General features: G+C 69.4%; 9 protein-coding genes and 1 pseudogene. 4 read left to right on the plus strand and 6 right to left on the minus strand.

Annotation, left to right across the window (positions count from 1 at the left end; all coding sequences use genetic code 11):
• Positions 1-19 precede the first annotated feature (19 nt).
• Positions 20-2,314 carry an ATP-dependent RecD-like DNA helicase gene (locus tag ACIBJH_RS19630; protein WP_399118087.1) on the plus strand — a complete coding sequence of 765 codons (2,295 nt, stop codon included), beginning with the start codon at positions 20-22 and terminating at the stop codon, positions 2,312-2,314.
• Between the two features lie 180 nt (positions 2,315-2,494).
• On the plus strand, positions 2,495-3,784 hold the full coding sequence (locus ACIBJH_RS19635) for a citrate synthase (RefSeq protein WP_262058043.1): 1,290 nt from the start codon (positions 2,495-2,497) through the stop codon (positions 3,782-3,784).
• 737 nt (positions 3,785-4,521) lie between these two features.
• Here ACIBJH_RS19635 and ACIBJH_RS19640 read toward each other — a convergent pair.
• The 4 genes from ACIBJH_RS19640 to ACIBJH_RS19655 form a co-directional block, all read right to left on the minus strand.
• Positions 4,522-6,786, minus strand: coding sequence for a heavy metal translocating P-type ATPase (locus ACIBJH_RS19640; protein ID WP_399118088.1), 2,265 nt, complete (start codon positions 6,784-6,786; stop codon positions 4,522-4,524).
• 98 nt (positions 6,787-6,884) lie between these two features.
• Positions 6,885-7,124, minus strand: coding sequence for a heavy-metal-associated domain-containing protein (locus ACIBJH_RS19645; protein WP_019065713.1), 240 nt, complete (start codon positions 7,122-7,124; stop codon positions 6,885-6,887).
• Between the two features lie 83 nt (positions 7,125-7,207).
• The gene (locus ACIBJH_RS19650) at positions 7,208-8,158 is read right to left on the minus strand and encodes a PrsW family intramembrane metalloprotease (protein ID WP_399118089.1); all 951 of its coding nucleotides are present in this window, start codon (positions 8,156-8,158) and stop codon (positions 7,208-7,210) included.
• 183 nt (positions 8,159-8,341) lie between these two features.
• A complete protein-coding gene (locus tag ACIBJH_RS19655) occupies positions 8,342-9,013 on the minus strand; it encodes a TetR family transcriptional regulator (protein WP_399118204.1) in 672 nt (223 codons plus the stop codon).
• Here ACIBJH_RS19655 and ACIBJH_RS19660 point away from each other — a divergent pair.
• Positions 8,957-10,909: pseudogene (locus tag ACIBJH_RS19660) on the plus strand (MMPL family transporter); the annotation flags it as partial. The gene ACIBJH_RS19655 and the pseudogene ACIBJH_RS19660 sit on opposite strands and share 57 nt — an antisense overlap.
• Positions 10,878-11,921, plus strand: a complete 1,044-nt coding sequence (locus ACIBJH_RS19665; RefSeq protein ID WP_399118090.1) for a zinc-dependent alcohol dehydrogenase family protein — start codon at positions 10,878-10,880, stop codon at positions 11,919-11,921. The pseudogene ACIBJH_RS19660 and the gene ACIBJH_RS19665, both read left to right, overlap by 32 nt.
• Here ACIBJH_RS19665 and ACIBJH_RS19670 read toward each other — a convergent pair.
• Together ACIBJH_RS19670 and ACIBJH_RS19675 are read right to left on the minus strand one after the other, a co-directional pair.
• A complete protein-coding gene (locus ACIBJH_RS19670) occupies positions 11,902-12,465 on the minus strand; it encodes a GNAT family N-acetyltransferase (protein WP_399118091.1) in 564 nt (187 codons plus the stop codon). The two genes, ACIBJH_RS19665 and ACIBJH_RS19670, sit on opposite strands and share 20 nt — an antisense overlap.
• A 122-nt stretch (positions 12,466-12,587) precedes the next feature.
• Entirely contained in the window at positions 12,588-12,788 is a 201-nt protein-coding gene (locus tag ACIBJH_RS19675; RefSeq protein ID WP_200711938.1) for an AlpA family transcriptional regulator, read from the minus strand.
• Positions 12,789-12,893 lie beyond the last annotated feature (105 nt).

Here is a 12,893-nt window from a genome sequence, read left to right on the forward strand (position 1 = left end):
CTCCCGGTACCGTCGACCCATGTCCAACCAGTCGGCCCAGTCGGCAAATCCGGGGAACCCCACAGGCGAGCGCCACCTCGCCGTCCTCGAAGGCGTCCTGGAGCGAATCACCTACGCCAACGAGGAGAACGGCTACACGGTCGCCCGTGTCGACACCGGCCGCGGCGGCGGCGATCTCCTCACCGTCGTAGGCGCGCTCCTCGGCGCCCAGGCCGGCGAATCCCTCCGTATGGAGGGCCGTTGGGGCTCGCACCCGCAGTACGGCAAGCAGTTCACCGTGGAGAACTACACGACGGTCCTCCCGGCCACCATCCAGGGCATCCGCCGCTACCTCGGATCGGGGCTGGTCAAGGGCATCGGTCCCGTCTTCGCGGACCGCATCACCCAGCACTTCGGCATGGACACCCTCCAGATCATCGAGGAGGAGCCGAAGCGGCTCATCGAGGTCCCGGGGCTCGGCCCCAAGCGGACGAAGAAGATCGCCGAGGCATGGGAGGAACAGAAGGCGATCAAGGAGGTCATGCTCTTCCTCCAGACCGTCGAGGTGTCCACGTCGATCGCGGTGCGCATCTACAAGAAGTACGGCGACGCGTCGATCTCCGTCGTCAAGAACCAGCCGTACCGCCTCGCCTCCGACGTCTGGGGCATCGGCTTCCTCACCGCCGACAAGATCGCCCAGTCCGTCGGGATTCCCCATGACAGCCCGGAGCGCGTCAAGGCGGGGCTGCAGTACGCCCTCTCCCAGGCCACCGACCAGGGCAACTGCTATCTCCCCGAGGAGCGGCTCATCGCCGACGCGGTGAAGCTGTTGCAAGTCGACACCGGCCTCGTCATCGAGTGCCTCGCCGAACTCGCCCTCCTGGACGAGGAGTCGGGCGACCCGGGCGTCGTACGCGAAAAAGTCCCCGGGCCCGACGGCGACTCGGAACCCGTCACCGCCGTCTACCTCGTCCCCTTCCACCGCGCCGAACTCTCCCTCGCCGCCCAGCTCCGCCGCCTCCTGCACACGCAGGCCGACCGCATGCCCGGCTTCCACGACGTGGCCTGGGACAAGGCGCTGGGCTGGCTGAAGGGGCGTACGGGCGTGGAGTTGGCGCCCGAGCAGGAGGCCGCCGTCCGGCTCGCGCTCACCAAGAAGGTCGCCGTTCTCACCGGTGGGCCGGGCTGTGGCAAGTCCTTCACCGTGCGCTCGATCGTCGAACTCGCCCGCGCCAAGAAGGCCAAGGTCGTCCTCGCCGCCCCAACCGGCCGTGCTGCCAAGCGACTTGCCGAACTCACCGGCGCCGATGCCTCGACCGTTCACCGTCTCCTCGAACTCAAACCCGGGGGCGATGCCGCCTACGACAAGGACCGCCCCCTGGACGCCGATCTCGTGGTCGTCGACGAGGCCTCCATGCTCGACCTCCTCCTCGCCAACAAGCTCGTCAAAGCCGTACCCCCGGGCGCCCATCTCCTCTTCGTCGGCGATGTCGACCAGCTCCCCAGCGTCGGCGCCGGCGAGGTGCTGCGCGACCTGCTGGCCGAGGGCGGTCCGATCCCCGCCGTGCGCCTCACGCGTGTGTTCCGGCAGGCCCAGCAGTCCGGCGTCATCACCAACGCGCACCGGATCAACTCCGGCCAACACCCCGTCACCGACGGCATGAAGGACTTCTTCCTCTTCGTCGAGGACGACACGGAGGAGGTCGGCCGGCTCACCGTGGACGTGGTGGCGCGCCGGATTCCGGCCAGGTTCGGGCTCGACCCGCGCCGGGACGTGCAGGTGCTCGCGCCCATGCACCGGGGACCGGCCGGCGCGGGCAACCTCAACGGACTGCTGCAGCAGGCGATCACGCCCGGCCGGCCCGACCTCGCGGAGAAGCGGTTCGGCGGGCGGGTCTTCCGGGTCGGCGACAAGGTCACCCAGATCCGCAACAACTACGAGAAGGGCGCCAACGGCGTCTTCAACGGCACGGTCGGCGTCGTCACCTCACTCGACCCGGTGGACCAGCGCCTCACCGTGCTGACGGACGAGGACGAGGAGGTTCCGTACGAATTCGATGAACTGGACGAGCTGGCGCACGCGTATGCGGTGACAATTCACCGTTCGCAGGGCAGTGAATATCCGGCCGTCGTGATCCCGGTCACCACGAGCGCGTGGACGATGCTTCAGCGGAACCTGCTGTATACGGCCGTGACCCGGGCGAAACAGCTGGTCGTGCTGGTCGGCTCGCGCAAGGCGATCGGACAGGCCGTGCGTACGGTGTCGGCGGGGCGGCGCTGCACGGCACTGGACTTCCGACTGACCGTAAAAAATGATCGATCAAATGAGTCGTGAAGGTCACACAGCACTTCCTGACAGCGGGGTGGAGGGGGCAGGATGAACAGGTTGACGGCACTCAGTGCCGCCGATAGGCCCAATGGTCGACCCCGAGTGCACTCTCCTGCGCCAAATGGGGGATGGTAGAGACAGTCAGGGCAACCTCGAAGAAGAGGCACAACGTCGGTGAGGGATGACGTGAGCGACAACTCTGTAGTACTGCGGTTCGGCGACGGCGAGTACACCTACCCGGTGATCGACAGCACCGTCGGCGACAAGGGCTTCGACATCGGGAAGCTCCGTGCTCAGACCGGTCTGGTGACGCTGGACAGCGGTTATGGGAACACCGCCGCCTATAAATCCGCCATCACCTACCTCGACGGTGAGCAGGGCATCCTCCGGTACCGCGGCTACCCGATCGAGCAACTGGCCGAGCGCTCCACGTTCGTGGAGGTCGCCTACCTGCTGATCAACGGCGAGCTGCCGACCGTCGACGAGCTCACCGTGTTCAAGAACGACATCACGCAGCACACCCTGCTGCACGAGGACGTCAAGAACTTCTACAAGGGCTTCCCGCGCGACGCCCACCCGATGGCGATGCTGTCGTCGGTCGTCTCGGCGCTGTCCACCTTCTACCAGGACAGCCACAACCCGTTCGACGAGAAGCAGCGCAACCTCTCCACGATCCGGCTGCTCGCCAAGCTTCCGACGATCGCGGCGTACGCGTACAAGAAGTCGATCGGCCACCCGTTCGTCTACCCGCGCAACGACCTCGGCTACGTCGAGAACTTCCTGCGCATGACCTTCTCGGTCCCCGCCCAGGAGTACGACCTCGACCCGGTCGTCGTCTCCGCGCTCGACAAGCTGCTGATCCTGCACGCGGACCACGAGCAGAACTGTTCGACCTCCACGGTCCGCCTCGTCGGCTCCTCGCAGGCCAACATGTTCGCCTCGATCTCGGCCGGCATCAACGCGCTGTGGGGCCCGCTGCACGGCGGCGCCAACCAGTCGGTCCTGGAGATGCTGGAGGGCATCCAGGCCAACGGCGGCGATGTCGACTCCTTCATCCGCAAGGTGAAGAACAAGGAGGACGGCGTCCGCCTGATGGGCTTCGGCCACCGGGTGTACAAGTCCTTCGACCCGCGCGCGAAGATCATCAAGGCCGCCGCGCACGACGTCCTCTCGGCCCTCGGCAAGTCCGACGAGCTGCTGGACATCGCGCTCAAGCTCGAAGGGCACGCGCTGTCCGACGACTACTTCGTCTCGCGCAACCTCTACCCGAACGTCGACTTCTACACCGGCCTGATCTACCGGGCCATGGGCTTCCCGGCCGAGATGTTCACGGTCCTGTTCGCCCTGGGCCGCCTCCCGGGCTGGATCGCCCAGTGGCACGAGATGATCAAGGAGCCCGGTTCGCGTATCGGGCGCCCGCGTCAGATCTACACGGGGGTTGTCGAGCGGGACTTCGTGCCGGTCGAGGGTCGCTAGACGCTCCGCTGGGCCCGCCGGTTTTTGTCTGCGGGCCCGGTGGGGGCTGGTCGCGCCCGCGCGGCGGAGCCGCACATGTCACAGCCCCGCGCCCCTAAAAGCCAAAACCGGCGGTGCTGCAGTAGGCGCCCCGGAGGCGAACCGAGCCTCAAAAAAAGATGGAAGAAGGCGCCCTGCCGACGGTCCCCCCACGGGCCGGCGTACAGGGCGCCTTCCCATGTCCCGGTGCGGATTCCCCCCACGGGATCCGGCCGGGCGCCTGTGAGAACCAGCGCCTGAATCGCTGTCGTGCCGAAGCTCGGTGAAACTGAGCCTCGTTGAACTGAGCAGAACGAGCAAAACTCCTCGTACTACTGGGTGGAGCCAGTGATGTGTGCGATCTGCCGGGACACCGCACGACGGGAGGGCCGCTCAAAGCTCCCCGGTGTACGTGTCCCGGCAACGCATCTCTGAGGAAGTCCCCCAAGACATCCTCAGATGCCAGTTCGCGCCCCCCAAGACGCTTGCTGACATCGTCAACTTAGACCTTCGAACCCCTTCGATGGTTACGTTCACATCACTGTGATCTGCGTCTCTTGCATATGTCCGTTAGATGCGCAAGAGCCCCGATGTCGCGGTCGGGGCACCAGCGTAAGGATGATGCACGAGCCTTGTGAAGAGCTTATGTGAGGCCGTCGTCGGTCTCTAGAGGGACTCTTACTTCAACTCCCGGTAACTCCCGGTAACTTTGCGGAACTTCAGCGAAATGTCCGGAGTCGCAGGCTGTTGGTGACCACGAACACCGAGGAGAAGGCCATCGCGGCCCCCGCGATCATGGGGTTCAGCATGCCCGCGGCGGCCAGCGGAAGCGCCGCGACATTGTATCCAAAAGCCCATACGAGATTGCCCTTGATGGTGCCGAGCGTCCTCCGCGACAGCCGGATCGCGTCCGCGGCCACCCGCAAGTCCCCGCGCACCAGCGTCAGATCGCTCGCCTCGATCGCCGCGTCCGTCCCGGTGCCCATCGCGAGCCCCAGGTCGGCGGTGGCGAGCGCGGCCGCGTCGTTCACGCCGTCGCCGACCATGGCGACGGTCCGCCCCTCGCCCTGCAGCCGTCGTACGACGTCGACCTTGTCCTCGGGCAGTACCTCGGCGATCACCTGGTCGATGCCGACCGCCGCCGCCACCGCTTCCGCCACCGCGCGGTTGTCGCCGGTCAGCAGCACGGGGGTGAGCCCGAGCGCCCGCAACTCCCGTACGGCCTCGGCGCTGGTCTCCTTGACCGCGTCGGCGACCGCGACGACCCCGCGCGCTTCTCCGTCCCAGCCGACCACCACGGCCGTACGACCGCGGCTCTCGGCCTCGGAGGCGGCTCGGGTCAACTCCTCGGGGAGAGTGTCGTAGAGGCGCCCCACGGCCACCTCGCGGCCCTCCACGCGCCCGCGCACGCCACGACCCGGCACGTTCTCGAAGTGCTCGGTGGGCGGAAGCGCGCCGACCCGCTCCTCCGCGCCCGCCGCCACCGCCCGCGCCACGGGGTGCTCGGAGGCGTGCTCCAGGGCGCCCGCGAGCCGCAGCAGCTCCTGCTCGTCGGTGCCTTCGGCGACGTGGACCTCCTGGAGGGTCATGCGGCCGGTGGTGATCGTGCCGGTCTTGTCGAGGACGACGGTGTCGACGCGGCGGGTGGACTCCAGGACCTCGGGGCCCTTGATCAGGATGCCCAGTTGGGCGCCGCGGCCGGTGCCGACCATGAGGGCGGTCGGGGTGGCCAGGCCCAGCGCGCACGGGCAGGCGATGATCAGCACGGCGACGGCCGCGGTGAACGCGGCGGCCGTGTCGCCGGTGACCGCGAGCCACGTCCCGAACGTGCCGAGCGCGATCAGCAGCACCACCGGCACGAAGATCCCGGAGATCCGGTCGGCGAGCCGCTGCACCTCGGCCTTGCCGTTCTGCGCGTCCTCCACCAGCCGTGCCATGCGGGCGAGTTGGGTGTCCGAACCGACCCGGCTCGCCGCTACGACCAGTCGCCCGCCGGCGTTGACCGTCGCGCCGGTGACCGTGTCACCCGGTGCCACGTCCACCGGTACCGACTCGCCGGTCAGCATCGACGCGTCGACCGCGGAGACGCCCTCGACGACGGTGCCGTCGGTCGCGATCTTCTCCCCGGGCCGTACGACGAAACGGTCCCCGACCTTCAACTCGCCGACCGGGAGCCGTACTTCACGGCCGTCCCGCAGAACTGCCACCTCTTTGGCGCCCAGTTCGAACAGCGCGCGCAGGGCCGCGCCCGCCCGCCTCTTGGAGCGGGCCTCCAGATAGCGGCCCAGCAGGATCAACGCGACGACTCCGGCGGCCACTTCGAGGTAGATCGTCGAGGCGCCGTCCGTGCGCGAGACGGTGAGGCGGAACTCGTCGTGCATGCCGGCCATGCCCGCGTCGCCCCAGAACAGCGCCCACAGTGACCAGCCGAACGCGGCCAGCGTGCCGACCGAGACCAGGGTGTCCATGGTGGCGGCGCCGTGCCGGGCGTTGGTGAACGCGGCCTTGTGGAACGGGAGTCCGCCCCAGACGACGACCGGCGCGGCGAGGGTGAGCGCGAGCCACTGCCAGTTGTCGAACTGGAGGGCCGGGATCATGGAGAGCAGTACGACGGGCAGTGCGAGGAGGGCCGAGACGGTCAACCGCTCGCGCAGCGAGGCGAGTTCGGGATCGAGGTCGTCTTCGTCTTCGGAGGACTGTGTCTCCGGCTGCGGTGGTGCGGGTTCCTCGGCGGTGTACCCGGTCTTCACCACGGTCGCGATGAGGTCGGCGACCTGGATGCCCGCCGGGTAGCTGACTTTCGCCTTCTCCGTCGCGTAGTTGACGGTGGCGCTGACGCCGTCCATGCGGTTGAGCTTCTTCTCGACGCGGGCCGCGCAGGAGGCGCAGGTCATCCCGCCGATGAGCAGTTCGACCTCGGCCGCTTCGGGGGCCGGGGCTATGGGTGTGTCTGCGGTGGTGCCGATCCTGGTGGTGCTGGTCATGTCCGGACTCCAGACATCGGACCGGACCGCGCGGAGCCAGTATCAGCTGGTCGGCACGGCCCGGTCGGAGACAACGGAAGTGTCGTGCTGGTGCTGATTCAGGCCTGGCCGACGAGCTCGAAGCCGGCCTCGTCGACGGCCGCGCGGACGGCCTCGGCGTCGAGCGGGGCGGTGGACACGACGGTGACCTCTCCGGTCGACGCGACGGCCTTCACCGAGCTGACGCCGGGCAGCTCGGAGATCTCGCCGGAGACGGAGCCCTCGCAGTGTCCGCAGCTCATCCCGCTCACCTTGTAGACGGTGGTGACGGAACCCTGGGTGTCGGTCTGGGCGCTCATGTCGTTCTCCTCGTGGAGGCGTGTGGAGGCAGCTGGGGTCGGAGTGGCCCACGGTGGCTTGCTCTGGTCTCCAGGCTATACCCCTAGGGGGTATTTCTCCAAGAGGGGTCGCGGCGGGCCAGCGAGCGCACCCAGCCGATGCCGAGCAGTGCCACGAGCGCCATTCCGCCCACCGAGAACATCGTGAAGAGGTGCTCCTGCTGGTCGGTCGGCCGGGGGATGTACCCCTGGGCGAACAGGTGCCGGTCCAGGCCCGCGCCCGACAGCCGGGCCACCAGCCAGATCGCGATGCCGTGCGTGGAGTCCCACAGGGCGTGCAGCACCGAGACGCCGAGATACGTTCCGACGACGGAACCGGTGAAGCGGAAGCGGCCGTTCAGTTGTCGGTAGGAGAGCAGGGCCGCACCCGCGACCGCCGTCCACAGGCCGTGCCCGAAGGGGGCGAGGATCCCGCGCAGGATCTCGGTCTCCAGGAGCGCCCGCAGATCGATGCCCTTGGTGGAGACGGCCGCGTTGAAGGCGTACCCGGCGCTCTCCAGGGCCGCGAATCCGAAGCCGACCGTCGCGCCGAGCACAAGACCCGCGCGGATCCCGTGCAGCCGCGGCTGCCGGCGCAGCACGAACATCAGTGCCCCGAGCTTCGCGGCCTCCTCGATCAGCCCGACGCCGACGAACATCCCCAAGGAGGGATGCAGCAGGTAGTACTCCATCACCGAGGCGCCCAGCACCCCGAGCGTGCCGCCGGTCAGGAAGCAGCCCAGGATCACGCTGACGCCCAGGTCGCGCCCGTGCCGCTCGTACGCCCACAGGACGAAGGTCACCGGCACCAGGAAGCTGCCGAGCAGGATCAGCGTCGGCAGCAGGGTGGTGTTCCGCGTCGCGTACGTGACCAGGGCGGTCAGCGCCCACAGCGCCAGCCCGCCGCCCAGGCAGTGCTTCCACAGGCCGGTGCGGATCTGGGGGTACGTCGGCGGCGGCTGCTGCGGCCCGGGGATACGGGCCCGGGGCGCGCCGGGCGGCGGAGAGTAGGTCACGGCAAATCCCCTCGTACTCCTACAGGGCAGATTTACCGGCACTTTATGGTAGATACGCCCTATTTCGCAGTCCGGGACGCTCGTCCTGCTCACGGCGGGTGCCGTGTGGTGGGTGCGGCGATGGTGTCGGTACTGGTGTTTCCGATGGTCGCGCTGCGGCTGAGGGTTGGGCGGAGGGAGCCGTCAGGGGGTCCGGGTCGTGGTGAGGTCCGTGGTGGTCCGGTCCCGGTACTCGGTGAGCAGCGGTTCCAGGTAGCGGATCAGGACGTTCTTCAACTCCCGTACGTACGCGTCGCGTTCGCCGCCCTCGTGGGAGAGGACCAGTTCCAGGCCGGCCTTGTAGAGGCCCAGGCACATGCGCGCGGTACGGGTGACGTCGGCGCCGGGGGCGCCGGGCAGGAACGCCGCGATGAGTGCCTCGACCTGGCCGAGCAGGTGCGCGTGCAGCGCGTCGTGCTCCTGGGTGAGCCGGCCGGGGATGTCCGGGCCGTGCGTCAGGGCGAAGAACACCGGGTGCTGGCAGCTGAAGGCGGTGAAACGGTCGACGACGGTGCCGATCGCCTCCTCCAGCGGGGTCGCCGGGTCGACCGCGGCGAGCGCCTCGCCGGTGGTCTCCCGCATCTCGTGGATGAGCCGGTCGCCCAGCTCGATCGCGATCGCTTCCTTGTTCGGGAAGAACTGGTAGAGCGTGCCCGGTGAGACGCCGGCCTCGCGGGCGATGGCGTTGGTGCTGGAGGCCGTGTAGCCCGTCGTGCAGAAGACATTGGCGGCGGCCTCCAGCAGCTGGGCGATGCGGCGCTCACCGCGGGCCTGGCGGCGGGGGCCGGCCTTCTCCTGGTCCACGGCACGAGTTATCCCCCGAAGGACGGACACGAGGCACTGATCGCCGCCCACCTCACGGGCGACGAGAAGACGACGACCGACACCCTGGACCGCATCGCGCCCGCCCTCCGCGGCACTCACGGCCCGGTGAAGGTCGAGGTCGGCGGCATCGTCGCCGTACGCCACGAGATGCAGACGACCATCAAGGAGGACCTCGCCCGCGCCGAGATGATCGCCCTGCCGGTGACCCTCCTCCTGCTGGTGATGGTCTTCGGCTCCGCGATCGCGGCCCTGCTCCCGCTCGGCATCGGCATCGTCGCGATCCTCGGGACGAACGCGGTGCTGCGCGGCCTCACGGAGTTCACCGACGTCTCGGTCTTCGCGCTGAACCTCACCACGGCCCTGGGCCTCGGACTGGCCATCGACTACGCCCTGTTCATCGTCCGCCGCTTCCGCGAGGAACTGTCCACCGGCGCCGAGCCCTTGCCCGCCATCGCCACCACCCTGCGCACCGCCGGCCGCACCGTGCTCTTCTCCGCCCTGACGGTCGCGGTCTCCCTGGCCGCGATGCTCGTCTTCCCGATGTACTTCCTGCGCTCCTTCGCCTACGCGGGCATCGCCGTGGTCCTCCTGGCCGCGGCAGCCGCCCTGATCCTCCTCCCCGCGGCCCTGCTCCTGCTCGGTCACCGGGTCAACTCCCTAGATCTACGGCGCCTGTTCCGCCGAGGCCGCCCGGCGAGGGCCTCAGGGGAAGAAGGCACGGCCTGGGCCCGTACCGCCGGCCTGGTGATGCGCAGGGCTCCCTTCTTCGCCCTCGCCACCACAGCCGTCCTCGTCCTGCTCGGACTGCCCTTCCTGGGCGTCAAGTTCGGCACCGCCGACGACCGTCAACTGCCCTCGGGCGCCGAGTCCCACGTCGTGCAGCAGCACATCCGCGACGGCTTCCCGGGCAACCCCGGCGGCACCCTCGAAGTACTCGCCGAGGGACGGGCGACACCGGCGCAGTACACCGCGTACAAGTCCAGGATCGCCCAACTGCCCGAGGTGGTACGGGTGGACGGCCCCGTGGTGCAGGGCGACTCCGCGTACTTCACGGTGCTCCCCAAGGGCGAGGCCGTCGACACCACGGCCCAGCGCCTGGTCGGCGCCCTGCGCGCCGCGGACGCCCCCTTCACCACCAAGGTGACCGGCACGGCGGCCGTCCTGGTCGACTCCAAGCACGCGATAGCGAGCCGCCTGCCCTGGGCGGCCGGCCTCATCGCCGTGGTCACCCTGCTCCTGGTCTGCCTCCTGACCGGCAGCGTGGTGATCCCCCTCCAGGCGGTACTGCTCAACGCGCTCAGCCTCACCGCGATGTTCGGCGCGGTCGTCTGGGTCTTCCAGGACGGCCACCTCTCCGGCCTCCTCGGCTTCACCAGCACCGGCTCCATAGAGACGACCCTGCCGGTCCTGATGTTCTGCGTGGCCTTCGGACTCTCCATGGACTACGGCGTGTTCCTGCTCTCCCGCATCAAGGAGGAGTACGACCGCACAGGCGACCACAACGAGGCGGTCCGCCACGGACTCCAGCGCACAGGTGGCCTGATCACAGCGGCAGCGGTGATCCTGGCGGTGGTGATGGTCGCGATCGGCACGTCCCGAGTGACGAACACGAAGATGCTCGGGCTCGGCATCGCCCTGGCGGTCCTGATGGACGCGATGATCGTCCGGAGTCTGCTGGTCCCGGCGGTGATGAAGCTGACAGGGAGGGCGACTTGGTGGGCACCGGGTTGGTTGCGTCGCTTCCACGAGCGGTTCGGTCTGAGCGAGGCTGAGGAGAAGCGCCCCTTCAGGGGTGCGGGGAACTGCGCGACCAGCCACGACGGCCCCGCAGACGAAAACGGCGATGGGAGCCTGAATGAAAGCGGTGGTGTTCGAGCAATACGGTGACCCCGCCGAGGTACGAGACGTCCCCGACCCCCACGCCGCACCCCACGGAGTGACCGTCCGGGTAGAGGCCACCGGCCTGTGCCGAAGCGACTGGCACGGCTGGCAGGGCCACGACCCCGACATCACACTCCCGCACGTACCGGGCCACGAACTCGCCGGTGTCATCGAGTCGGTGGGCGCCAGGGTGACCAACTGGCACCCAGGCGACCAAGTCACCGTCCCGTTCGTGTGCGCCTGCGGAACCTGCGAGGCATGCGCGGCCGGCGACCAGCAGGTCTGTGCCCGCCAGACCCAGCCCGGCTTCACGCACTGGGGCTCCTTCGCCCAGTACGTGGCGCTGGACCACGCCGACGTGAACCTGGTCGCGATTCCCGACGGAATGTCCTTCGCGACAGCGGCCTCGCTGGGCTGCCGGTTCGCGACGGCGTTCCGCGCGGTGGTGCAGCGGGGCCGGGTCGCCGCGGGGGAGTGGGTCGCGGTGCACGGCTGCGGCGGGGTCGGCCTGTCGGCGGTGATGATCGCGGCGGCCTCGGGCGCCCGTGTCGTCGCCGTGGACATCTCGCCCCAAGCCCTGGACCTGGCAAGGAAGTTCGGGGCGGCGGAGTGCGTGGACGGCGCGAGCACCCCGGACACGGCGGCGGCGATCCGCGAGCTGACGGGCGGCGGCGCCCACCTCTCCCTGGACGCCCTGGGTTCACCGGCGACCTGCGCCGCCTCGGTGAACGGCCTGCGCCGCCGGGGCCGCCACATCCAGGTGGGCCTGCTGCCGTCCTCCTCCGGTACGACCCCGGTCCCGATGGCCCGCGCGATCGGCCTGGAACTCGAACTCCTCGGCAGCCACGGCATGGCGGCCCACACCTACCCGCCCATGCTGGAACTGGTCCGCTCGGGAGTACTCCGCCCCGACCTCCTGACCACGTCCACGATCACCCTGGAGGAGACCCCGGCCGCCCTCGCGGCGATGGGCACGGCTCCCGGAGCGGGGGTGACGGTCATCGAGCCGTGGCGGTGAGGGCGGCCCACTCGTGGTCGAGGATCGCCATGAGCACGTCGTCGGCCCACTCCCCGTCCCGCAACCGGGCCTCGCGCCGCACACCTTCGACCACGAACCCGACCTTCTCGTACACCCGCCGGGCCCGGTGGTTGTGGCCGTAGACCTCCAACTGGATCCGGTGCAGGCCGAGTTGCTCGAAGGCGTAGCCGACGATCAGGCGGGTCGCCTCCGTGCCGATGCCCCGGCCGCGGCCCCGGGGGCCGATGAGGGTGCGGAAGGTGCAGCTGCGGGCGGTGGTATCCCACTCGTGGAGGACGACCTCGCCGAGGAGTTCACCGGTGGCGGGGTCGGTGACGGCGAGGTCGAGGCGGTCGGGCTGGTCGGCCCGGGTCGCGTACCAGGAGCGCAGCCGCTCCGGCGTCAGTTCGGTCGACGGCTCGAAGGTGAAGCGCACGACCTCCGGGTCCTGGACCAACTGCCAGATGCCGTCGGCGTCGGACTCGGTGAACGGGCGGAGGACGGTCTTCTCACCGGTGAGGACGGGCTTGACGGAGAGGTTCATCCGGGGATCCTCGGCGGTGGTCGCCAGTGCGGGCAACCGAATTGGCCGCTCGCGGACGCGACGAGGGCGACCGACGCGGCACCGGACGGACACCCGGCACCGCGTTGCCCCGCCGGCTCTGGTCAGTCCTCCCTGCGCCCCCGGTTGCCCGGCCGGGCGGCCACCCAGGCCCGGACCGTGTCGGCGTACCAGTAGGGCTTGCCGCTCTCCACGTGGTCGGGCGGGGGCAGCAGGCCGTGCTTGCGGTAGGAGCGGACGGTGTCGGGCTGGACGCGGATGTGGGCCGCGATTTCCTTGTACGACCAGAGCCGTCGGTCGGTCATCAGTGCACCTCCCTGCGCGCGCCGCGGCGGCGGCCGGGGGCGGCCGTCGGGGGAGCCGTGCGCTGCGCTGGCGATCACAAAGCCTGTGCCCGGTCAACGACACAG

Source organism: Streptomyces sp. NPDC050548 (genome assembly GCF_044457385.1).
In the GTDB taxonomy this organism is placed as follows: Bacteria; Actinomycetota; Actinomycetes; order Streptomycetales; family Streptomycetaceae; genus Streptomyces.

Excerpts from the sequence above, each read along its gene's own strand:
- ACIBJH_RS19630 (WP_399118087.1), top strand. The coding sequence starts at position 20 with ATGTCCAACCAGTCGGCCCAGTCGGCAAATCCGGGGAACCCCACAGGC.
- ACIBJH_RS19640 (WP_399118088.1), bottom strand. The coding sequence starts at position 6,786 with ATGACCAGCACCACCAGGATCGGCACCACCGCAGACACACCCATAGCC.
- ACIBJH_RS19645 (WP_019065713.1), bottom strand. The coding sequence starts at position 7,124 with ATGAGCGCCCAGACCGACACCCAGGGTTCCGTCACCACCGTCTACAAG.
- ACIBJH_RS19665 (WP_399118090.1), top strand. The coding sequence starts at position 10,878 with ATGAAAGCGGTGGTGTTCGAGCAATACGGTGACCCCGCCGAGGTACGA.
- ACIBJH_RS19670 (WP_399118091.1), bottom strand. The coding sequence starts at position 12,465 with ATGAACCTCTCCGTCAAGCCCGTCCTCACCGGTGAGAAGACCGTCCTC.
- ACIBJH_RS19675 (WP_200711938.1), bottom strand. The coding sequence starts at position 12,788 with ATGACCGACCGACGGCTCTGGTCGTACAAGGAAATCGCGGCCCACATC.